We start from the raw sequence: 22,310 nt of genomic DNA, 5'->3' as shown, positions 1-22,310 counted from the left end.
TCAGCGCTGTCCCCGGCTCGCGGCGAGGCGGGCCAGCAGCACCTCCACCTCGCCCGCGAGCGCCCGGTGCCGCGGCTGCAGCAGCGGATTGAGCTCGAAGGCCCGCGCGAAGGCGGCGCGGGACTGGAGCGCGGCCTCCTGGCGCGTGGCGAGGCCCTCCGTCCCCCGGGCCCGCAGGAGGAGCAGGCCCCCGCGGATGAGGTGGGCCTGCGCCAGGTTCCCATCGAGCTTCAGGGCCCGCTCCACCTGGTCCAGGCCGCTCGCGATGGCCGCGCTCGCTCCGGCGGGCGGCAGCGCCTGGGCCAGCCGCCAGTAGACGCGCGCCAGTTCCTGGTGGGCCTCGAAGTAGGGAACCATGTCCACGGCGCGTTGGGCCTCGGCCCGCGCCCTGTTCAGCAATGGCAGGCCCGGCCGGCCCTGCCGTCCCGCCCACTCCGCTTCCGTGAGCGCCACCCGCGCGCCGACGACGCGGCAGTCGACGCACCCGGGCGTGCCCTGGTAGGCCCGCTCCAGCGCGGCGCGGCCCGCTTCGAGCTCGGCGGCGGGATTGCCGCCGTCCCGCATCGCCTGGAGCGCCGCGAGGTGGTGCGCCTCCGCCACGTGGAGGTGGCTGCGTCCGTCCGTGGGGTTGGTGCGCAGCGCGCGCTCCAACTGCTGACGGGCGCGCTCCAGCGGCGGGCGCACGTCCCCTCCGGACTCCAGCAGGTACTGCGCGCGCATCAGCTCCGCGGAGGCCATGCCGCCCAGCGCCGGGGAGTAGTTCGCATTGATGGCGAGGCTGCGCTCGCCCGCCTCGATGGACCTGCGCACGTGCTCCTCGGGGTCCAGCCCGCGCCCGAGGCCGTATTCGGCCAGCGCGTTGTAGACGTGCACCTGGTTGAACGACGCATAGAGGTACTGAGGGTCCGCCCGCGCGGCCTGCTCGAAGTATCGCGCCGCCTCCGCGAGCTCCGGGCGGGGGTCCCCACCATGCTCCCGGAGGTGGCTGCCCTTGTTGAAGTGGATGAGCGCCAGGTCGTTCAGCGCCCACGGATAGTCGGGCTGGAGCTGGAGCGCGCGCTCCAGCCGGACGATGGCCTCATCCCAGGAGGGGTGGGGGTCGCGCTGGTTCCGCCACTCGTAGAGCCCGCGCGTGTAGTAGCCGATGGCGAGCGCATCATGGGCATACACGTCGTTCGGAGCCCGCTCCACCGCGCGCAGCCCGGAGGCAATCCAATCCGTGAGAATGGGCTCCAATTTATCGACGGCCCCCTGGGTGTTCTCCACCGTGTACTGGCGCATCAGGGCGTAGGCCCGCTGCCGGTAGGACATGGAGCGGTGGGGCGCGACGCGGGCGGCCTGGTCGGTGGCCGCGAGCGTGCGTTCCAGCGCATCCCGGGCGGGCCGGCCCTGGTCGAGCTCCACGTCCACGCGCTCCAGCCAGGTCTGCGCGAGGGCCTCGTAGCTGCTCGCGTCGCTCCGCCCCGCCTCCAGGGCCTGCGTGTACAGCGTGGCGGCCTCCTCGAGCCCCGCCCGGGCCGCGTCGTAGTCCCCGCGCTCCCGCCGCTCCACCGCCCGGGCGAGGGCCACGTCTCCGGCGAGCCTCCGGGCCTCGTACATCCACGGCGCGGACACGGTGGCCCGCGCGGCCGCCCGCGCCGCTGCGTCGTAGTCCTTGCGGTAGAAGGCGATGAGGCCCTCGAGGTAGTCGGGGGACTCCAGCTCCAACTCGCGGCTGCGCTCGAGGGACTGGAGCGCGGGCACCAGGTATTCCTGCTCCAGGGCCTGCTTGCGCTTCTCCACCCAGGCCTTGTCGCCGCCCCGCCGCATGTCCTCCAGCTCCTGGCGGAACCTCGCGCCGAGCGCCTGGCCCAGGGCGTAGTGCAGCTCGGGTGAGTCCAGGCCCGACTGGCGCGCCCGGGTCAGCTCCGCGTGCGCCTGCTCGAACTCCTGCATCGCGAGGTGGCCGCGTCCCAGCGCGTAGTGAATCAAGGCCTTGCCGTACTCATCCAGCTCCGTCGCCCGCGACGCGAAGCGCGCCATCCGCTCGCGGACGAGCTGCTGCTCTCGTTGAGTGTCGTGCAGGGGCAGGGCATGGGCCGTGCGGAGGAACCATTCAATCTCCTTCACCTGCTGGCCTACCTGCTCGGCCAGCCGGGCGCGCGTGGCGAGCTGGGCGCGCGTGTGCCGCGCCTCCAGCCACGAGCGCGCGCCCAGCACGGAGAGAACGAGGATGCTGGCCAGCGACAGCGCGGAGACCGCCACCAGCGAGCGGTGCTTTCGCGCGCGGCGCCGCCAGCGGTACAGCAGGCTCGGGCGCCTCGCGAGGATGGGCTCACCATCCAGGTAGCGTCCCAGGTCCTCCGCGAGGGCGCGCGCGGACGCGTAGCGCTGCTCCGGCTCCTTGTTGAGACACTTGAGGACCAGCGTCTCCAAATCACCCGGCAGGTCCGGCGCGTGCGCGCGCGGCGAGGGCGGCTCCTCCTGGAGCACCTTCGTCACGACTTCCGCGGCCGTCGCGGCGGCAAAGGGAGTCACGCCCGTGAGCAGCTCGTAGAGCGTGGCGCCGAGGCTGTAGACGTCCGTGCGGCGGTCGATGTGCGTCAGGTCTCCCCGGGCCTGCTCCGGCGCCATGTAGGAAGGCGTGCCCAGCAGCGCCCCCGTATGGGTGAGGCCGTGGCCACGGGCGTCGTCGTAGGCGAGGCCGAAGTCCACGACGATGGGGAACCAGCGGCCTCCCTCGTGCCGCTCGACGAGGATGTTGGAGGGCTTGAGGTCCCGGTGGACGACGCCGAGCCGGTGCGCCTCGTGGACGGCGGCGGCGACGTCGCGCATCACCTGGACCTTCTCCGTCAGCGACATCGCGGGAGCGGCGTGGTCCAGCCCCTGCCCCGCGACGAGCTGCATGGCGATGTAGGGCCTGCCGTCGACCTCGCCGACCTCGAACACCTTGCACACGTGGGGATGGTCGACGCGGACCTGCATCCGCGCTTCCTGGAGGAAGCGGTCGGCGCGCTCCGTATCCGCGTCCCGGATGAACTTGAGCGCGACCATGCGCCCGAGCCGGCGGTCTCTCGCCTTGAAGACCTCGCCCATGCCGCCCTGGCCGAGGCGCTCGAGGAGCTCGTAGCGGTCCCAGTCGGAGAACGGGAGCAACCGGCTCCGGTCCGGAGCGGGGAGCACCCCATCCATCGTGGCCATGTCGCCCGGCGCGGCCCCCGGCCCCGTCGGTGCCCTGTCGTCGCCAGCGTTCGCCATGCAGCCAGTCTAGCGGGTCTTCACCGGCAGCCCGGGCGGAGCCCTCCAGCCGACAAGGACCTGGGCCTTCAGCCGGCGAAGGGCGAGAAGTTCACCACCACCTGGCGCTCGGAGGTGAAGGTGCGGCGAGCGAAGTCCTGCACGGCCCTGCGCGGCAGGCGGGCGGGCGGCTCCACCAGCAACAGGGCGGGGTTGAGCGCCCCCGCATGCGGCTGCGCCACCGCGTCCGCCAGCGCCTCGCCCCGCCGCAGGTCGTCCTCGGCCATCCGCGCGCGCTCCTGCTTCAGGTGCTGGTCCACCCGCTTCTCCTCCGCGGCCGTGGGGGGCTGCCTCGCCAGCTGCGCGAAGGCCTGCTGCATCCGGTCCGGCAGCGTGCTGGCGTGCAGCGACGCGCTGAAGGCCAGCGCCAGGAGGAAGGTATTGCCGCGCAGGGACATGCACTCCACCTGGAAGCCCATGGCCATGGGCTCCTCGATGTGCAGCGAGCGCAGCAGCCGCAACTGCAGCAGGGCCGCGGCGCGAGGACACGTGCCCAGGTCCTTCGGCGCCACCGCATACCCGTAGGCGATGAGGCTGATGGCCGCGCGCGTGGTCTGCTCGATGGGCAGCAGCGGTGGAGCGACCGGGGTGGGCGAGTACTCGCCGGGCAGGGAGGGCGGCAGCAGCACCGCGCGCTCGAGCATCTCCAGCACCTGCTCGCGCTCGACGCCTCCGGTGACGACGATGCTGGTGTTGGCCGGGACGTAGTGCCGCGTGTAGAAGCCGACGAGGTCCTCGCGAGAGATTCCGCCGAGCGTCTGCTGGTCGCCGAGGATGGAGCGCGAGCCCATGCCCGTGAAGAGGGAGTCCTCCAGGTGCTCGCGGAAGCCCGGGTCCTGGCCGAAGTACCTCCGCTCGGTGCGGATGATGTCCACCTCGCGCTGCATGCGCCGGGGGTCGAGCACCGGACTGGTGACGATGCGCACGAGCTGCTCCGCCAGCGGGAGGAAGGCCTCCGCGGGGGCCTGCAACACGAAGGTGGTGGAGTGGGCGCTGGTGAAGCCGTTGATGTCGCCGCCCGCCGCCTTCACCGCTTGCCGGAAGTCCTCGCCCTGCACGTCGTGGCTGCCATGGAAGATGACGTGCTCGAGCAGGTGCGCCAGCCCCTCCTTTCCCCGCGGGTCCTTCTGCGAGCCCGTGCGCACCACGTAGTGCAGCGAGGCCTGCTCCGCGCCGGGTCGCAGGGAGAGCACCAGCTCGCCGCCGTCGGGGAGCTGCTCCACGCGGGTGGTGACGCGCGCCGGACCGCCCCGCCCCCTGGCCAGGGCGGACGTGGAGAGGAGCAGCAGCACCGCGGACAGGGCCCGGAAGAGATGCGCGCTCATTCCCGTGCCTCCGGCCGGTTGACGAAGTGGAGCTGGATGGTGGAGTCCTCGCGCAGCCAGGAGGCGGCCACCTCGCGCAGGGTTTCCGGGGTGAGCGACGCGAGCGCCTCGGGAAGCGCCGGGCCGTACCAGGCCGGCCGCTGGCGCGCGGCGCGCAGCTCCTCCGCCACGCGGCGCGGGTCCTTGTCGGCCAGCCGCAACCGGACGAGGGTGGACTGCCGGTGGCGCTCGAAGGCGCCGGGCTCCAACTGGCCCTCGCTCACCGCGCGGACCTCCTCGCGCAGGAAGGGGCCCAGGTCGATGCCCGACTTCTCCGCCGCCGGCAGGATGAGCGCGAGCGCATCCAGCGTGGTCGTGAAGAGCGGCTCGGAGGCGAAGCCGTAGCCCGCCCCGGCGTTGCGGAACCGCTGGAAGAGCCGCTCCTCCAACAGCGAGGCGAGCACGCGCGCCGCCGCGGCGTGGCCCGGCGTCTCGATGCGGATGGGATAGGCCAGCACCTGCACCTCGCGAGGCGCCGGCGCCTGGCGCTTGAAGGGCAGCTTCAGCTTGGGACGCGGCTGCGGGTGGGGCACCCCTCCACGCATGCCCGACACCAGGGTACGCAACGCCTTCGCATCGAATCGCCCGGTGACGAGGATGGTGGCGTTGCACGGCGCCATCAGCTTGGACAGGTGCTCACGCACCGTCTCCACGGGCATGCCGTCGATTTTCGCCAGCGAGCCCAGGCCGGGTTGCTTGTAGCGGCGCTCGTCCAGGAGGGTGCGCACCAGCAGCAACTCCAGCCACACACCCGGGTCCAGCGGCTGTGAGTCATTGCCGGCCCGCTCCAGCGCCGTCTCGAAGCGCCCCGCCTCGATGCGCGGCGAGAGGATGGCGGTGAGCAGCGTGCGGGCGAGCGCGTTGAACTCTCCCGAGGGCGCGGTGAGGGTGAAGCGACTCTCGTGCAGCCCGGTGTACATCTCGAACGTGGCCGCGGCGCCGTAGAGGGAGAGCGCCAGCTTCTCGTAGTCGACCCGCGCGTTGGCGTGCAGCAGCGTATGTTGGGTGACGCGCGTCAGCCCGCGCTCGAGGCCATCATCCACGGCGCCCACGTCGAAGATGATGGTGAGCGTCGACTGGCTCGACTCCCGCGGCGCGAGCAGCAGCAGCGGATGCTGGGCCGAGGGGCGGAAGGTCTCCACCTCGAAAGGCGCGGCGAGCGCGCCAGGCGCCAGCAGTAAGAGCGCGAGGGTCGTGGAAAAGACAGACGCGAAGCGTGAAAGGCGCATGAAGCGGGGGACTGGAAAAGGGAAGGACAGACGAGGCAGGCTGCGCAGTGAATCATGGCCGCGCCCCTTCCGTCCTCCTGCCCTTCCTGCCAGCACCCCCTGTCCTCGTCCGAGGCGCGCTGCGCGCACTGCGGCGCGCTCGTGGGGGGTGAGCGCCCCGGAGGGGTGCGGGGCCTGTTCCTCCTCGGTGTGACGGCGTTGGTGGGCGCGGGCGGGGTGCTGGTGGCGCAGGCGGCCCTGCCCGAGCGCTTCCCGTCCCTGCTGGACGTGGCCCTGCTGGCGCCGGTGCTCACCCGGGCCCCGTCGGACTTCTTTCCTGCCTCCGCCTGGCTGCTCGCTCTGCTGCCTTGGGTGCTGGTGGCGCTCGCGCTGTGGGTCGGCCACCGGCTGGCGGCGCGGGCCCGGGCCCCGCTGAATTGGGACGTGCTGGAGGGCGTGGCGCTGGCGCTCGTACCCGGCGTGCAGCTCGTGGGCGGCCCGTATGTCCTGGGCGAGCTGGGGCGGGCCGCCGAGTCCCGGTCATCCGGGCTCCGCACGCGACTGAGGGAGAGGACCGCGGTGGCCGCGGTGCTGCACGTGGGCGCGGTGGTGTTGCTGGCCATCGCTGCCCGGCGGCCCGGAGGACTCGTCCTGCCCGCGGCGGCCTGGGGCCTGCGGGCCCTGTCGGCGGTGGCCTTCGCCGTGGTGATGGCTGGCGTGGGACGGGCGCTCCTGGCGCTGCTGCGTGCCGGCGCGCAGCCCGGAGCGTCGAGCGCGCGGGCACGCACGGCCGCGCCGTCGCACTCGCGCCTGAAGGGCGTCTGGGTGGGGGCGCTGGTTGCCACCGGTGCGGTGCTGGTGGGAAGCGGACTCTCCCGGACCGAGGCACGGGCGTGTGCGGAGGGAACAGCGCTGCGGCGCACCTTGGAAGCGGGCGGCCTTCGGATGAGCGCCTGCGTGCTGCCGGATGGGCGGAGACACGGGCGGGAGCAGGTGCGCGCCCCGGACGGTCGGCTGCTCGCGAGCGGCGAGTACCAGGACGGCCAGCCCCACGGCACCTTCCAGACGTGGAGCGAGCAGGGAGCGCGGTGGGAGGAGCGGACCTATGCGCGGGGGCTGCCGCACGGGACGTGGCGGCTGTACGGGCAGGGAGGGCGGCTCGCGCTGGAAGAAGCGTATGTGAACGGCAAGCGAGAGGGGCCGAGCACCACGTTCCACGCCAGCGGCAGTCCGAAGTCGCGCAGGCAGTTCCAACAGGGCCTGGCACACGGCCGCGCCGCGAGCTGGTTCGAGTCCGGGCTGGTGGAGGTCGAGGGCGCATACAACCAGGGCAGGCCCTCGGGGTGGTGGGTGCGGCGGGACGCGGAGGGCAAGGTGGCGAAGCAGTGGAGCGAGGGAGGCGGCGCGGACGCGGAGACTGCGGGCGTCGCGGCCGTCTTCGCGGGCAATGCCACGCTGGCCTCCTCATTGCCGTCGAGCGCGACCGAGGTGGAAGAGGTGCGCGGAGGCCACACGCGACAGTGGTGGCAGGAGCGGCTCGCGCAGCTCCAGCGTCGCGCGGAGAAGGACCCGAAGGTGGCCGCGCTGTACCAACTCACGCTGCGGCGGGCCCGGGCCAACGGCTTCGGCGTCCAGGAGAAGCCCGAGGGCGTGGAGCTCTCGTCGCAGTCCGCGCCCTGACGGCCGCTGGCCGACTCGCACTACGGCCGTGACTCACCTCGCCTGGGCCGCCTCCGTCCGCGAGGCCACGAGGTCCCGCTCGACTCCCGCCAGCAGCGCGTGAATCGCCGTGGCCGAGGGCGCGCGCAGCAGCGCTTCCCTCAGGGGTGCCTCGCGCAGCATGCTGGCGATGCGCGCGAGCACATTCAGGTGCAGGCCCGCCGTGTCCGGCGGAGACACCACGCCCACGAAGATTCGTACCAGTCCGTCCTCTGCGTCGCCGAAGGCCAGCCCGCCCCGGTGGATGCCCACGCAGGTGACGATGCGAGGCACGCCCGGAAGCCGGCAGTGGGGAACGGCCACGCCTCCAGGCATGGCCGTGCTGCCCAGCCGCTCACGCTCCAGCAGCCGCGCCGCCAGCTCATGCGCGGGCACCTCCGCGCGCGGTGCCAGCAACTCCGCCAGCACCTCCGCCCGGTTGCGTCCTTCCAGAGCCGGACGGATGGCGTCCATCCCGAGAAAGTCCGTCCACCACAGCATGCTCCGTCTCCCCTGACGGCGAGCGCCGCCCGCACGAAAGATGTATCCCCAGTCGCCGCTCGGCACGCGCCGCTTCAGCCGGTGGGCGCCAGCCGCTCACGCCCGCGGAGGACGATGCACGCGGCGAGCACGCGAGGGGTGAAGAGGTCGCGCTCGTCCTCGTCGAACGCCTGTGCGAGCTGCTCCGGGTCGTCATCCAGGAACAGCGTTGAGCCGAGCCGGTCGAACAGGTGCGCCAGCAGACCTCGGCAGCACAGGCACTGGCGCGCTCCGGCGAGCACCTGCTCGGCACGCATGCGCGCCTCCACCAGTCCCTCCGCGTCCAGCAGGTGCACGGCCTTGAGGTTGGTTTCCCAGGACGTGGATTCGACGGGCGGTTGGGGCAACAAGCGAAGCGACTTCACGAATACCGGCAACCACATGAGTCCTCCAGGCCGGAGGCATCGATTCCCCGGGCCTGCCCAATGCCTACGCAGGTTGCGTGCCGCCTCCGCCCCACGCCAGGAGCCGGGATTCCAACGAGTTGGGAGCCTCTCGCGCCGGGCACCCTCGCGAATCGCACGATGCCGCCTTGCGAAGCGCACGGGCCGCCCGCGTCCCTGCTCCCTCCGTGGGAGACGAGGCCGCATCGGGTCCTCGGACAAGGAGGCGCGCCGGAGACCTCGCGCTCCGGCGCGGAGCTCGTGCCCGTCGGAAACGCGGGAGAGATGCCTCATGAAGCCCTGGCGCCTTCTCAGCGGGAGGCGCGCGTGCGGAGGCGGGCCTGCTCCAGGCAGACGCCCTGGCACTCGGGGAAGAGCAACAGGAAGCGGGCCTGCTCACGGCAGCGGTCAGCGAACAAGTCCGGCGAGCCCTTTACGCAAAGCTGCTCGAAGCCCTCCCATGTCTGCTGGAAGAGGGGCTCGCGGGCGGACGAATCCATGGAGAGGATGGCCCGGCGCTCGGACGCCAGCCACCCGGCGGCGGCGAACAACAACCCCGCCAAGAGGAGCGCCCCCAGCACGGCCGCCCACCACAGACGCGAAGGGCCGCGAATCACCTTCCCTTCGTCATCAAGGGTAGGAACAGGTGGAGTGGGCTCGACGTCGACGAGGTAGAGGCGCATGCACCCCACCACCATCGCAAGCGCCATGCCGCGAGCGCGCCCCACTCGCCCGAGGAGAGACGCCCTCGTGGATGGGGCGCATCGTGCATCTGGCAAGGAGTGTCCGCCGGACGTCGTGCATCCGGCAGCGCGGGGAGCGGAACCGGATTCAGGACTCCCGCGCTCGCGGCTCGCTCCGGAGCCTGATTCCCGGGCTCCAGCGTGGCCGGCCCGTCGGGAATCACGCGCGTGCGTTCAGCGGGACGGCGGCGGCAGCATGGGCTCAATCTCCCGCTTGCACGCCTCGTCGCACTCGGGGAAACGGGTGAGGAAGTCCGCCTGCTTCATGCAGCGGGCCATGAAGGCCTTCTTCACGCCCGCGTCGCTCAGGCACATCAGCCGGATGCTGTCGCGCGTCTCCTGGAACAAGGCCGCTCGCTGTGCGGGGGACATGGCGTTGAGGGCCCGGTTCTCCCCGCCCTGCAGGTACAGCCACACGCCGAGGAGGACCAGCAACACCACGCCCACCACCACTGCCTGGCGGACCCGCTTCTCTCCACTGGAGGGCGGACGGTCCCTAGTGAAGATGTTGTCGTCGCCACCCTCCCCGGGCGGCGGCCCTCCGGACATCATCCCAGTCAGACGCATACCCCGCCTGTTTCACTGCATTACGGTCGGCAATGCCAGCACCACTTTCCAGGGTGTGCACGAGACGTCATCGGGACGAAGCGGGTTGCAAACCGCAAGGCAGGTTGCGTTCTCGGTTGCGAAGTACAGGGCACGAGGGCGAACGGGCAGAGTGAAGTCCGCGAGTTCCCTCGGGCCCGGCACATGGCACGGCCCGGCGCGCGGGATGCACCTTAGGATTGGCGCATGGATGCACGGACGGACGTGACGCCGGTGGCCGGTGAGCGCCCAATGCGGGTGCTGGTGGTGGATGACGAACGCAACATCCGCACCACCCTGCGGGTGTGCCTGGAGGGCTTCGGGTGCGAGGTGCGCGAGGCAGCCACCGCCGAGGCGGCCCTGGCGGCGCTCGCCCAGGGGCCTGCCGACCTGGCCTTCGTGGACCTGAGACTGGGCACCTCCAGCGGACTGGATTTGCTGCCGAAGCTGCTCGCCGAGTCCCCCAACCTGGACGTGGTCCTCATCACCGCCTACGCGACGTTCGACACGGCGGTGGAGGCGGTGCGGCGCGGTGCGCGCGACTACCTGCCCAAGCCCTTCACGCCGGCACAGATTCGGCACGTGCTCGACAGGGCGCGCTCGCACCGCGAGCTGTCGTCGCAGTTGGAGAGCCTGGAGGGACAGCTCGCGCAGTCCGTGCCGGAGGCGACGCTGGAGACGACCTCCCCGGCGATGCACGCGGCGATTGGCCTGATTACGCGCGCGGCGGCGTCCGACGCGGCGGTGCTGCTGCGCGGCGAGAGCGGCACGGGCAAGGGCGTGCTGGCGCGAGCACTGCACTCCATGAGCGCGCGGCGGCGCCGGCCCTTCGTCACGGTGAACTGCCCCACGTTGTCCGAGCAGCTATTGGCCAGCGAGCTGTTCGGCCACGTGCGCGGCGCCTTCACCGGTGCGGTGAAGGACCAGCCGGGCCGGGTGGAGCAGGCGGAAGGGGGCACGCTGTTCCTGGACGAGGTCGCGGAGATGAGCCCCGCGCTCCAGGCGCAGCTCCTGCGATTCCTCCAGGAGAAGCAGTTCGAGCGCCTGGGCGAGGGGCGCACGCGCAAGGCGGACGTGCGGGTGGTGGCGGCGACGAACCGCGATTTGGAGCAGGACGTGGCCTCGGGACGCTTCCGCGAGGACCTGATGTACCGGTTGAACGTCATCGAGGTGAAGCTGCCGGCGCTGCGCGAGCGGCCGGAGGACGTGCTGCCGCTGGCGCGCCGCTTCGTGGCCTTCTTCGCGAAGGCAGCGCAGCGGGCGGTGCCGGAGCTGTCGCCCGCGACGGAGAAGATGCTGCTGGCGTACGCCTGGCCGGGCAACGTGCGCGAGCTGCGCAATGCGATGGAGCGCGCGCTCATCGTCTGGCCGGCGAACGTGCTGGAGCCGCAGGCCTTCCCGGAGCGCATCGCCGCGGCGGGTGGCTCGCTGGTGACGCTGGGTGGGCCGCACACGCTGGAGGAGGTGGAGCGCGAGCACATCCTGCGCGTCATGACGTCCGCGCCCACGTTGGATGAGGCGGCGAGGGTGCTGGGCATTGACGCGTCCACGCTGTGGCGCAAGCGGAAGAAGTACGAGGCGGGGACTCCGGGAGAGGGCTGAGCCGCTCGGCCTGCTGGCCGGATGGAAGCGACAGGCGTGGCGGGTGTCGGGCGTGCGAGGCCCCGCGCGGCCGAGCCGGTGATTGCGAGGCTCGGCGGTCGTGCGGACCGTTGGAAGGCACAGACCCGAGACAAGGAGCCCATCCGTGGACGTCATTGACCTGTTGATTCAGCAGCACCGCGAGGTCGACGCGCTGTTCGAGGCATTCCGGAACGCGCAGGACGACGTGAGCAAGAAGGAGCTGTGCATCCAGCTCGCGGAGGCGCTCACGCTGCACTCCACGATTGAGGAGCGGTGGATATACCCCGTCGCGCGCCGGGTGATTGGCGAGGACAAGATTCAGCACTCGGTGGAAGAGCACGGGGAGATGAAGCAGCTCATCGCCGACATGCTCCGCATGCGCAACGACATCAACGGCATGGCCGGCAAGGTGAACGACCTGGAGCGCGTGGTGAAGAGCCACGTGGCCGACGAGGAGAAGAACGTGCTTCCTCAGTTCGGTCAGAAGGTGACCGAGAAGGAAATCGGCATGTCGTGCAACGACATCGTCCGCACCGCCTCCGCCGTACGCCGCGAAGAGATGAGCAAGCTGGAGGGCGCAAACATCTGAGGCTGGAGAAACGGCCGGGTTGCACTTGAGTCGGATACGGCAACCCTTCTCCGAGAACGCCAGGAAGGGCACTTGCGGTTGCGTCGTTTGTGCCCATCCTATGCAGAGTGATTCAACCTGTCATGCGCTGCCGGAGTCCCCATGTCCCCGCCCGAGTCCGACGCTCCCTCCACCGAGCTCGCGCCTGTCTCGGAGCCCATCGCGGCAACCGAGGCAAGCCTGGGGCAAGTCCAGCAGCTCGCGAAACTCTTCACCGAGACGCTTCAGGGACGGGGAGACACTCCGAGGTTCACGATTCTGGGTCCCAATCACGAGGCCCTGCCCGTTCCCCGGGACGTGCTGACGCTGCTCCAGCAACTCCTGTCCGTCCTGGCCTCGGGCGATGCCGTCTCCATCGTCCCCGTCCAGAAGGAGCTCACCACGCAGCAGGCCGCCAACCTGCTCAATGTCTCGCGCCAGTACCTCGTACAGCTCCTCGATGAGGGGAAGATTCCCTTCCACCGCACGGGGACGCACCGGCGTCTCCTCACCCAGGACGTGCTCGCATTTCGCGCGAAGCGGGATGAAGAGCGCCGCGCCATCCTCGCGGAGATGGTTCGGGAAACGAAGGAGGCAGGAGGCTACCCGGAATTTGGAAGGTAGTATGCTCGGCATGTGACTCATGAGGTCACCTCGCGGAGCGGCATGGCGCTGCTCTCCGAGCGGCTGTCATGAGCCCGCCCGTGCTCCACGCCCCCTTCCCGGTCATCCTCGATGCGAACGTCCTCACCGAGCACCTGCCAAGGCACATGCTCGCGCGAGCTCCTGACGCCTTCCTGCAGAACCTGCTGAGCCAGGAGCCAGCGGTCATGCTCGACGTGCTGCACCAGCAGGCATCGAGGCTGAAGAACCCGCCCATCACCTTCGAGCGACTGTTGGACGGACTGGCCCGCTCCGTGCCCGGTTTCATCCAGGAGGTTCGCGCCCTGCTTCCTCCTCCCATCACGGACCGCTGAAGCTCACGACTGCGGCAGGGTGAACCAGAACGTGCTCCCCTGCCCCGGCGCGCTCACCACGCCGATGTCCCCGCCGTGGGCCTGCACGATGTCCTTCGCAATCGACAATCCCAGCCCCGCGCCTCCCGCCGGAGCGCCGGGCGCGCGGTAGAACTTCTCGAAGATGCGCGCCTGTTGCTCCGGCGCAATCCCCTCTCCCGTGTCGCGCACCTCGAAGCGCACCCGCCCCTCCTCGCGCGACACCCGCACCTCCACCTCGCCCCCCGTCGGCGTGTGCTTCACTCCGTTGCCCACGAGGTTGCCCAGCACCAATCCCAGCCGGTCCGGGTCCACCTCCACCGCCTCCACGTCCAGCGACACCTGCCGCGACAGCCGCACCCCGCGCTCCTCCGCCGCCGCACGGTGCGCGTCCAGCGCCGCGTCCACCAGCTCCTCCGCCGGCACCCGCCGCACCTCCAACTGGAGCTGCCCCGCCTGGATGCGCGACAGGTCCAACAGGTCATCCACGATTCCCTGCAGCCGCTCGCAGTCCTCGCGCGCCGCGAAGAGCAGGTCCGCCTGCTTCTCCGTCACCGGCCCCACCACGCCCTCCGCCACCAGGTGCACCGCCATGCGCAGCGACGTCAGCGGCGTGCGGAACTCGTGCGCCACCGTGGCCACCAAATCGTTCTTCAGCTCGTCGAAGCGCCGCAGCCGCGTCACGTCCTGGAGGATGACCGTCGCCCCCACCACGTCACCCGTCTCGCCGTACACCGGGCTGGCACGGGGCAACAGCCACCTGTCCCCCTCCGGCAGCGGCACCCGCACCGCCTCCTCGTAGCCCCTCGGTTGATACGCGCCCCGGCCGCCCAGCACGTGCCCGCGCACGCGCTCCAGCACCTCGCGCGCCTCGGGGGCCACGCGTCCCAGCACGTCCCCGCCCTCCTCCAGCGACAGCCTCAGCACGTCCTCCGCCGAGCGATTCACGTTGAGCAGCCCGCCCCCCGCGCCGAACACCACCACCGGGTCTGGCAGGCTGTCGATGGCCGCCTGTGACGCGGACTGAGCCTGGAGCAGCTCGCCCAGGCTGCTCTGCCGGTACTGCTGCAGCGCCTCCGCCATGGCGTTGAAGTCCTGCCCGAGCTGCGCGATTTCGTCCTTCCCCGTCACCACCGCCCGCGCCGCGTAGTCCCCCTTCCCCAGCCGCCGCACCGCCTGCGACAGCACCGACACCGGCCGCAGCGCCCGGTGCGTCAGCGACGTGGATGCGAACAGCCCCATCACGAAGGCCGCCAACACCACCGTCACCATCAGCGTGTTCACCCGCGTGCTCTGCTTCCGCAGCGCATCGCTCTTGCGCACCATGGCGTCCTGGTTGAGCGCGAGAATCTCCGCCGCCGCCGCCTTCGCCTCCTGGAAGGCGGGTTCCAGCGCCTGGAAGTACGCCTCGCGCTCGGCCGCATGGGAGGACAGCGTAAGGAAGGCGTCATACTCCTTCACATACCGTCGCCACGCCTCGCCCAGGCGGCGCGTGGCCTCGCGTTCGCCGGGCTCGGTGACGTTGCCCTCCTGCACCCGCAGCTCCTCGGTCAGCACCGGGCGCTGCTCCGCCTGCTGCGTCACGCCCCGCTCGCGCTCGCCCGCGACGATGAAGAGCGCGGCGCTGTCCATGCGCTCCAGTTGCTCCGTCACCCGCTGCATGGCCAGCACGCTTCGGTAGTTGTCCTGGAGGATTTCCTGACCCGAGCGCCCCAGCCGCGACAGCGTGGCCACCGCCACCACGCCCACCAGCACCAGGGCAAGCGCCAGCGGTGCCTGTGCCAGCAACAACCGCTCCCGCAGCGTCATGGGCGGCGCTCCTCCTGCGGCTGCTCGAAGGCCACCACGTGGATGTCGAAGCCCTCGCCCTCGCGCACCAGACGCATGTCCGCCGCGCGGCCCAGCATGCGCCTCCACCACGGCTGGTGCGAGCGCCCGACGATGATGTGCCCCACCCCATGCGAGCGCGCGAAGTCCAGAATCGCCTCCACCGGGTCCTTCGCGCGCAGCTTCACCACCTCCGCGCCCAGCTCCTTCGCCTTCTCGATGTTCGCCAGGAGGTGCCGCTGCGCCTCCGAGTCGATGAGGTGCGGCGCCTCACGCGGCGTCTCCACGTAGACGACGAACCAGTCCGTGTTGAGCCGCCCCGCCATGCGCGAGCCCCGCCGTAGCAGCGTGGCCGCGCGCGGTGGGAAGCTGGACAGCGCCACCAGCACCCGGCCCCACGCCGCGCCCTTCTGTGGAGACTCGTCTCCCTCGCGAGGCGACTGCCCGGCGGTGGCGCGGTCCAGGCTCTCGGCCACCTCGCGCAGCGCGAGCTCGCGCAGCGTGGACAGGTTCTCCCCCTTGAAGAAGCGCTCCAGCGCGTGGGGCACCTTGTCCTCTGCGTAGATTTTCCCCGCCTTGAGCCGCTCGTGCAGGTCCTCCACCGCGAGGTCCAGGTTCACCACCTGGTCCGCGCCCTTGAGGAAGCTGTCCGGAATCGTCTCGCGCACGGTGACGCCGGTGGTGCGCTCCACCAAGTCGTTCAGGCTCTCCAGGTGCTGGACGTTGAAGGCGCCGATGACGTTGATGCCCGCGTCCAGCAGCTCCTGCACGTCCTGGTAGCGCTTGCGGTGGCGGCACACGGGGAGGTTGGTGTGGGCCAGCTCGTCCACCACCGCCACCTGGGGCTTGCGCGCGAGCACCGCGTCCAGGTCCATCTCCTCCACGGTGACGTCGCGGTAGGTGTACGGCTTGCGAGGCACCGCCTCCAGGCCGTCCACCAACACCTGCGTCTCCTTGCGGCCGTGCGTCTCCACGAAGCCGAGCACCACGTCCACGCCCCGGCGCTTCAGCGCGTGCGCTTCCTCCAGCATGCGGTACGTCTTGCCCACGCCGGCCGCGAAGCCGATGTAGAGCTTGAGCCGGCCGCGCCGGCCCCGCTCCACCAACTCCAGGAAGTCCTCAGCGCGCGAGCGCCGTGTCATCGTCATCCTCGGGCCCTCGGGAGACGGGCCGGGCCGAGGATGCCCGTGCGACGAACGAAATGCATGGGAAGCGTGGCGGGGCTCATCCCCGGGCCGCCTTTCTCCGCCGGCATGGGCAGCAAACCGAACAGAGGAACACGGCGCCGCACAAGACCAGCCCCAGGCCCCAGAAGACGAGCAGCGGCAGCGCCGACCCCGCGAGTGGAGGGTCCCCCAGCAGGGCCGCCAGCGTGGTGAGTCCCCCGATGACCAGCAGGGCGTACCAGGTGAACGAGCGTGTCGTGCGCCACCGGGCACAGCGAGGACATGCGTCGAGAGCGGGCTGCATGGCTCACTGCCTTCCCGGCGCCGGGCTTCCGCCAATCCTCGCCTCCGTGCCTCGCTCGGGCTCCGTGGGGAGCTGGCCGAACTGCCGGTCCATGGCGAGGTTCAACATCAGCACGTTGACGCGAGGCTCGCCCAGCACGCCCAGGGTGCGGCCCTCCACGTGCGAGTCCAGCAGCGCCAGCACCCGCTCGGGCGCCACGCCGCGTGCCCTCGCCACGCGTGGCACCTGCCAGCGCACCGACTCCGGAGACAGGTGCGGGTCCAAGCCGGACGCGGAGGCCGTGACGAGCTCCGCCGGCACCGGGCCCTGCGCGTCCGGATTCTCGCGGCGCAGTCGCTCGGCGTCGGCGGCCACGCGGTCCTTCAGCTTCTGGGACGTGGGCCCCAGGTTGCTGCCCGATGACGCCGCGCCGTCGTAGCCGCTGCCGGCGGCGGAAGGACGCGGCTGGAAGTAGCCCGCACGGGTGAAGCCCTGCGCGATGAGGCCGCTGCCCACCACGCGGCCCTGCTCGTCCTTCACCAGCGAGCCGTTGGCCTCGCCGGGGAAGAGGAGCTGCGCCACCCCGGTGACGGCCAGCGGGTACAGCACGCCCGTGAGCACCAGGGTGACGACGCAGGCGCGCAGGGCGGTGACGAGTGTGGAGACCATGATGGATTCCTTTCAGACCAGGCCCACGGCGCCGAGCATCAGGTCGATGACCTTGATGCCCACGAAGGGGACGATGACGCCGCCCACGCCGTAGATGAGCAGGCTGCGCCGCAGCAGCGCCGCCGCGCCCAGCGGCCGGTAGCGCACGCCACGCAGCGCGAGGGGAATGAGCGCGATGATGATGAGCGCGTTGAAGATGACCGCGGAGAGGATGGCGCTGAACGGCGACGTCAGCCCCATGACGTTGAGCGGGGCAATCTGAGGGAAGACGCCCATGAAGAGCGCGGGGAGGATGGCGAAGTACTTCGCCACGTCGTTGGCGATGGAGAAGGTGGTGAGCGTGCCGCGCGTCATCAGCAACTGCTTGCCCACCTCCACCACCTCCAGCAGCTTGGTGGGGTTGGAGTCGAGGTCCACCATGTTCCCCGCCTCCTTCGCCGCCTGCGTGCCGGTGTTCATCGCCACGCCCACGTCCGCCTGGGCGAGCGCGGGCGCGTCGTTGGTGCCGTCGCCCGTCATGGCCACGAGCTTGCCCTTGCCCTGCTCGGTGCGGATGAGGGCCAGCTTCGCCTCGGGCGTCGCCTCCGCGAGGAAGTCGTCCACGCCGGCCTCGCGCGCAATGGCCGCCGCGGTGCGCGGGTTGTCGCCCGTAATCATCACGGTGCGGATGCCCATGGCGCGGAAGCGGTCGAAGCGCTCCTTGATGCCGCCCTTCACCACGTCCTTCAGGTGGATGATGCCCAGCAGCCGAGCCCCATCCGCCACCGCCAGCGGCGTGCCGCCCGCGTCGCCGATGCGGCCCGCCGCCTGCGTCAGCTCGGCCGGCACCGTTCCGCCCTGCGCCTGCACGTGCTTCACGATGGCGTCCACCGCGCCCTTGCGGATGCTGCGCGGGTTCGGGTCAATCAGGTCGCACCCGCTCATGCGCGTCTGCGCGGTGAAGGGCACGAAGGTGGCGTGGTGCGCCTGCAGCTCGCGCGGGCGCAGCTTGTAGACGTCCTTCACCAACGTGACGATGGAGCGCCCTTCCGGCGTCTCGTCGGCGAGGCTCGCGAGCTGCGAGGCCTCCGCCAGCTCCTCCATGCGGATGCCCGGCATGGGCAACAGCTCCGTGGCCATGCGGTTGCCGAGGGTAATCGTCCCCGTCTTGTCGAGGAGCAGCGTGTCCACGTCACCGGCCGCCTCCACCGCGCGACCGCTCATGGCCAGCACGTTCTTGCGCAGGAGCCGGTCCATGCCCGCGATGCCGATGGCACTCAGCAGGCCGCCAATCGTCGTGGGGATGAGGCACACCAGCAGCGCCACCACCGCCGTGCCCGACAACGGCACGCCCGAGTAGAGCGCCAGCGGCACCAGCGTCACGCACGCGAGCAGGAAGACAATCGTCAGGCCCACCAGCAGGATGTGGAGCGCAATCTCGTTCGGCGTCTTCTGCCGCGCCGCGCCCTCCACGAGCCCAATCATCCGGTCCAGGAAGGACTCGCCCGGGTTGACGGAGATGCGCACGACGATGCGGTCGGACAGCACCTTGGTGCCGCCCGTCACCGCCGAGCGGTCTCCGCCGGACTCGCGGATGACGGGGGCGGACTCGCCGGTAATCGCGGACTCGTCCACGCTGGCGATGCCCTCCACCACCTCGCCGTCACCGGGGATGAGGTCGCCCGCCTCGCACACCACGAGGTCGCCCTTGCGCAAATCAGGAGCGGGCACGCGCGTCTCCTTCCCGTCCACCAGGCGCCGCGCGGTGGTGTCCTTGCGCATCTTCCGCAGCGCGCCGGCCTGGGCCTTGCCGCGTCCCTCGGCCACGGCCTCGGCGAAGTTGGCGAAGAGGACGGTGAACCACAGCCACAGCGTCACCGACACGGTGAACCACAGCGGCGCGCCGTCCGTGCGGGGCGAGACCAGGTCCTTCACCACCAGCACCGTGGTGAGGAGGCTGCCGGCCCACACCACGAACATGACGGGGTTGCGGGCCACGTCGCGCGGGTGGAGCTTCTTCAGGCTGTCCAACAACGCGGGCTTGAGGAGCGACGCATCGAAGAGCGACGCCGGCTTCGAGGCAGCGGAGCTCATGGCGAGTAGACCTTTCCGGCGCCAGCGAGGAAGTGCTCGACGATGGGACCGAGGGAGAGAGCGGGGAAGAAGGTGAGCGCGCCGACGATGAGGACCACGCTCACCAGCAGTCCGGTGAAGAGGGTGCCGTTGGTGGGGAAGGTGCCCGGGCCCGCCGGCACCACCTTCTTGCCCACCATGCTGCCGGCGATGGCCAGCGCGGGGACAATCATCAGGAAGCGCCCGCCGAGCATCGCCACGCCCAGGGCGATGTTCCAGAAGGGCGTGTTGGCATTGAGGCCGGCGAAGGCGCTGCCGTTGTTGGCCGCGCCACTGGTGAACGCGTAGATGATTTCCGACAGGCCGTGCGGCCCCGCGTTGTTCAGCGAGGAGACGCCCTGCGGAATCACCGCCGCCACCGCCGCCAGCCCGAGGATGAAGAGCGGGAAGACGAGCACGTACAGCATGGCGAGCTTCATCTCCTTCGCTTCAATCTTCTTGCCGAGGTACTCGGGCGTGCGGCCCACCATGAGGCCGGCGATGAAGACGGACAGCACCACCATGATGAGGATGCCGTAGAGGCCCGCGCCGACACCGCCGAAGATGACCTCGCCGAGCTGCATGTTGACGAGCGGCACCAGGCCGCCCAGCGGGTTGAAGCTGTCGTGCATGGCGTTGACGGCGCCGCACGACGCGTCCGTCGTCACGGTGGCGAAGAGCGCGGAGGCGGAGAGGCCGTAGCGCACCTCCTTGCCCTCCATGTTGCCGTCATGAACCACCTGCGACGCGGAGGCCACGGCCGCGTTGGGTTGCGACTCGGCGCCGTACGCGACGGCCACGCCCGCGAAGAAGAGGATGGACATGGCCGCGAAGAGGGCCCAGCCCTGCTTCGTGTCACCGGCCATCTTCCCGTACGTGTACGTGAGCGCGGCGGGAATGGCGAAGATGGAGAGCAGCTGCACCAGGTTGGTGAGCGGCGTGGGGTTCTCGAAGGGGTGGGCGCTGTTGGCGTTGAAGAAGCCACCGCCATTGGTGCCCAGCATCTTGATGGCCTCCTGCGAGGCCACCGGGCCCATGGCCAGCGTCTGCTTGCCACCCTCCAGCGTCGCGAGCTCGTGGTACGCGGAGAAGTTCTGCAGCACGCCCTGGGACACGAGGAAGAGCGCGTAGACGAAGCAGATGGGCAGCAGCACGTAGAGCGTGCCTCGGATGAGGTCCACCCAGAAGTTGCCCAGCGTCTTGTGCCCTTCCGGGCCGGGCCGGCGGGTGAAGCCGCGAGCCAGCGCGAGTGCCACGCCGATGCCGGCCGCGGCGGAGGTGAAGTTGTGCCACGCCAGCCCGGCCATCTGGCTGAGGTAGCTCATGGTGGATTCACCGGCGTAGGACTGCCAGTTGGTGTTGGTGGTGAAGCTGGCGGCCGTGTTGAAGGCCAGCTCCGGTCCCACCGCCGGCAGCGCCTGCGGGTTGAGCGGCAGCACATGCTGTGCGCGCAGGAGGACGTAGGTGATGAGGAGCCCGAAGAGGCTGAAGGCGAGCAGCGACAGGGAGTACTGCACCCAGCTCTGCTCGCGCTTGTCCGCCGCGCCGCACAGGCGCAGCAGCCCGCGCTCCACCGGGCCGAGCACGCGAGGCAGCGGCTGCGTGTCACCCTCGAAGACGCGGAAGAGGTACCTGCCCAGCGGCTTCGTCACCGCGAGCACCAGCACGAAGAACAGCAGTATCTGCAACCAGCCGATGAGAGTCATTGGAGGGGCCCCTAGAAGCGCTCCGGGCGGAGCAGGGCGTAGACGAGGTAGGCGGTGAGCAGCACGGACAGCAGGGCGCCGGCGGCGTATTCGAAGTTCATGGCGGGTACCTCACAGGCGCTCGCAGCCGTGGGTGTAGGCCCACGCGAGCGCGAAGAAACCGACGGTGACGAGGACGAGGACGAGGTCCATTCAGGGCTCCGTTGCGCGGTCTCGGCGGCATGGCCGCGCCGCGTGAAGAGGTCAGAAGTAAGCGACAGCCCCCAGCGCCAGGAGCGTCTCGGAGTCCTCGAGCACCGGTGAGCCATCGGCGGTCGTGTCCTGGCCGGAGAAGACGTCCTCCGTGGAGCGGTCGTGCCGGGCCTCCAACTTGAGGACGAGGTACTCGGCGGGCCTCACCTCGACGGTGAGGGTGCCGCCGGTGAGCGTCTGCTCGGTGCCGGTGATGAGGCCGTTGTCGTCGCGGTAGGCCTCCACGCGGGCGGACACGGCGACAGGCCGGGCGAGCTGCACGCGGGCGTTGAGTCCGGCGGCGTACCAGCGTGCGTCGTCGCCGCCGGGAACGTCCTGCGTGCCCACGTCCGCGGTGGCCGCGACGCTGAGGGCATCCGTCACCTTGTACGTGGCCACCACGTCCGCGAAGAGACGCAGGCCGTCGCTGCCCTCGGCGCCCTCCTCGCCGATGAAGGTGTTGAAGGCCGCGGACAGACGAGGCCCCGCGTAGGCCACCTGGGTGCCGAGGGCCTTGCCGTGGTTGTGCTCGCCAATGGTCTGCCAGCCGTTGATGAAGTGGAACTGGGCGCTCCAGGTGTCATTGAACGACCAGGTGCCCTTGAGGCCCGTCTGGTAGTAGGGCGACAGCTCGCCCATCCACGAGCGCGTGTACGTCCAGTTGAGCTGCGACTGGAGTGACTCCAGGCCGATGTGGCTGGGGTAGACGCCGGCCTCCAGCATCAGCGGGCCGATGGCATAGGAGAGCGAGGCCTGCTGGAGGAAGCGCCACACGTCCGGGCCCACCGCTTCGCCCTCCGGCTCGGACAGGTGCAGCACGTCCATGGCGGTGCCGAAGCCCAGCAGCACACGGAAGCCGACGGGCTCCGGGGCAAGGCGCACGCCCAGCGAGGCGAGGTTGACGGACACCTCGTTGTGGCGCTTCGCCGTGGTGCCGGTGCCGGAGATGAAGTTGGCGGAGTCGACGGGGCGGTTGAAGTTGTAGGCGAAGTACGTGTCGACGCCGCCCTCGACCTTGAGGCGGGAGAGGAGGCTGGGAGGCTCGGACTCGGTGGGCTGCTCGGCCTCGGCAGGCTCGGCCTGGGAGAGCAGCGCGGACAGCAGGGTGGGAAGCGCGGAAGGGGACATGACGTGCCCCCTCTAGAGCATCCGACGTACCACTCAGGGCCGGGTGCAACCTGAGCGTTTCCCATCGGTTACGCGCGTGGGCCGCGCGGGCTGGTTGCAACTTGCACGAATGGACGTGGGACGTCGTGCACGGTGAAGGCCCGGGTCCGAGCGTCGGGTGGCTGACGGGCCGTGGAGAGACTGCTGC

Annotated in this window: 19 protein-coding genes; 5 read left to right on the top strand and 14 right to left on the bottom strand. The window is 70.7% G+C overall.

Annotated elements, in window-relative coordinates; translation table 11 throughout:
- The 3 genes from ACVTJA_RS01385 to ACVTJA_RS01375 all read right to left on the bottom strand — a co-directional run bounded on the left by ACVTJA_RS01385 (position 1) and on the right by ACVTJA_RS01375 (position 5,869).
- Positions 1–3,237, bottom strand: coding sequence for a protein kinase domain-containing protein (locus ACVTJA_RS01385; RefSeq protein WP_465833106.1), 3,237 nt, complete (start codon positions 3,235–3,237; stop codon positions 1–3).
- 68 nt (positions 3,238–3,305) lie between these two features.
- Complete coding sequence (locus ACVTJA_RS01380) at positions 3,306–4,601, bottom strand: M16 family metallopeptidase (RefSeq protein ID WP_465833104.1); 1,296 nt, start codon at positions 4,599–4,601, stop codon at positions 3,306–3,308.
- Complete coding sequence (locus ACVTJA_RS01375; protein ID WP_465833102.1) at positions 4,598–5,869, bottom strand: M16 family metallopeptidase; 1,272 nt, start codon at positions 5,867–5,869, stop codon at positions 4,598–4,600. Before ACVTJA_RS01375 ends, ACVTJA_RS01380 begins: the two co-directional genes overlap by 4 nt.
- Positions 5,870–5,923: 54 nt before the next feature.
- Here ACVTJA_RS01375 and ACVTJA_RS01370 point away from each other — a divergent pair, with 54 nt between their 5' ends.
- Positions 5,924–7,528: a toxin-antitoxin system YwqK family antitoxin gene (locus ACVTJA_RS01370; RefSeq protein WP_465833101.1), complete on the top strand. Its 1,605-nt coding sequence runs from the start codon at positions 5,924–5,926 to the stop codon at positions 7,526–7,528.
- A gap of 33 nt (positions 7,529–7,561) precedes the next feature.
- Here the strand turns inward: ACVTJA_RS01370 and ACVTJA_RS01365 are convergent, their stop codons facing one another.
- The 4 genes from ACVTJA_RS01365 to ACVTJA_RS01350 all read right to left on the bottom strand — a co-directional run bounded on the left by ACVTJA_RS01365 (position 7,562) and on the right by ACVTJA_RS01350 (position 9,653).
- Positions 7,562–8,047 carry a PTS sugar transporter subunit IIA gene (locus ACVTJA_RS01365; RefSeq protein WP_465833100.1) on the bottom strand — a complete coding sequence of 162 codons (486 nt, stop codon included), beginning with the start codon at positions 8,045–8,047 and terminating at the stop codon, positions 7,562–7,564.
- Positions 8,048–8,121: 74 nt separating this feature from the next.
- The gene (locus tag ACVTJA_RS01360) at positions 8,122–8,469 is read right to left on the bottom strand and encodes a hypothetical protein (RefSeq protein WP_465833099.1); all 348 of its coding nucleotides are present in this window, start codon (positions 8,467–8,469) and stop codon (positions 8,122–8,124) included.
- A 311-nt stretch (positions 8,470–8,780) separates the two neighbouring features.
- Positions 8,781–9,179 (bottom strand): hypothetical protein, encoded by a 399-nt coding sequence (locus ACVTJA_RS01355; protein WP_465833097.1) that lies wholly within the window; start codon positions 9,177–9,179, stop codon positions 8,781–8,783.
- Positions 9,180–9,386: 207 nt separating this feature from the next.
- Complete coding sequence (locus ACVTJA_RS01350) at positions 9,387–9,653, bottom strand: hypothetical protein (protein WP_465833096.1); 267 nt, start codon at positions 9,651–9,653, stop codon at positions 9,387–9,389.
- Between the two features lie 396 nt (positions 9,654–10,049).
- Between ACVTJA_RS01350 and ACVTJA_RS01345 the strand changes: the two genes are divergently transcribed.
- From ACVTJA_RS01345 to ACVTJA_RS01330, 4 genes are all read left to right on the top strand, one after another.
- The gene (locus tag ACVTJA_RS01345) at positions 10,050–11,399 is read left to right on the top strand and encodes a sigma-54-dependent transcriptional regulator (RefSeq protein WP_465840747.1); all 1,350 of its coding nucleotides are present in this window, start codon (positions 10,050–10,052) and stop codon (positions 11,397–11,399) included.
- A gap of 145 nt (positions 11,400–11,544) precedes the next feature.
- Complete coding sequence (locus tag ACVTJA_RS01340) at positions 11,545–12,009, top strand: hemerythrin domain-containing protein (RefSeq protein ID WP_465833094.1); 465 nt, start codon at positions 11,545–11,547, stop codon at positions 12,007–12,009.
- 141 nt (positions 12,010–12,150) lie between these two features.
- Positions 12,151–12,651 (top strand): helix-turn-helix domain-containing protein, encoded by a 501-nt coding sequence (locus tag ACVTJA_RS01335; protein WP_465833092.1) that lies wholly within the window; start codon positions 12,151–12,153, stop codon positions 12,649–12,651.
- A 68-nt stretch (positions 12,652–12,719) separates the two neighbouring features.
- A complete protein-coding gene (locus ACVTJA_RS01330; protein WP_465833090.1) occupies positions 12,720–13,004 on the top strand; it encodes a VapC50 family PIN domain-containing toxin in 285 nt (94 codons plus the stop codon).
- 3 nt (positions 13,005–13,007) lie between these two features.
- Here ACVTJA_RS01330 and ACVTJA_RS01325 read toward each other — a convergent pair whose 3' ends face one another.
- The 7 genes from ACVTJA_RS01325 to ACVTJA_RS01295 all read right to left on the bottom strand — a co-directional run bounded on the left by ACVTJA_RS01325 (position 13,008) and on the right by ACVTJA_RS01295 (position 22,123).
- Positions 13,008–14,831, bottom strand: a complete 1,824-nt coding sequence (locus ACVTJA_RS01325) for a HAMP domain-containing sensor histidine kinase (RefSeq protein ID WP_465833088.1) — start codon at positions 14,829–14,831, stop codon at positions 13,008–13,010.
- Positions 14,828–15,997, bottom strand: coding sequence for a sensor protein KdpD (locus ACVTJA_RS01320; RefSeq protein ID WP_465833086.1), 1,170 nt, complete (start codon positions 15,995–15,997; stop codon positions 14,828–14,830). Before ACVTJA_RS01320 ends, ACVTJA_RS01325 begins: the two co-directional genes overlap by 4 nt.
- Before the next feature lie 325 nt (positions 15,998–16,322).
- A complete protein-coding gene (kdpC, locus tag ACVTJA_RS01315) occupies positions 16,323–16,967 on the bottom strand; it encodes a potassium-transporting ATPase subunit KdpC (RefSeq protein WP_465833085.1) in 645 nt (214 codons plus the stop codon).
- A gap of 12 nt (positions 16,968–16,979) precedes the next feature.
- Positions 16,980–19,040, bottom strand: coding sequence for a potassium-transporting ATPase subunit KdpB (gene kdpB, locus ACVTJA_RS01310; protein ID WP_465833083.1), 2,061 nt, complete (start codon positions 19,038–19,040; stop codon positions 16,980–16,982).
- Positions 19,037–20,764, bottom strand: coding sequence for a potassium-transporting ATPase subunit KdpA (kdpA, locus tag ACVTJA_RS01305; protein WP_465833081.1), 1,728 nt, complete (start codon positions 20,762–20,764; stop codon positions 19,037–19,039). The genes kdpB and kdpA overlap by 4 nt, the downstream gene beginning before the upstream one ends.
- An 11-nt stretch (positions 20,765–20,775) precedes the next feature.
- A complete protein-coding gene (kdpF, locus tag ACVTJA_RS01300; protein WP_465833079.1) occupies positions 20,776–20,865 on the bottom strand; it encodes a K(+)-transporting ATPase subunit F in 90 nt (29 codons plus the stop codon).
- 142 nt (positions 20,866–21,007) lie between these two features.
- Positions 21,008–22,123 carry a porin gene (locus ACVTJA_RS01295; protein ID WP_465833077.1) on the bottom strand — a complete coding sequence of 372 codons (1,116 nt, stop codon included), beginning with the start codon at positions 22,121–22,123 and terminating at the stop codon, positions 21,008–21,010.
- Between the last annotated feature and the right edge of the window lie 187 nt (positions 22,124–22,310).

This window comes from Pyxidicoccus sp. M6 (genome assembly GCF_055568925.1).
This window is presented reverse-complemented; position numbering and strand designations above follow the sequence as displayed.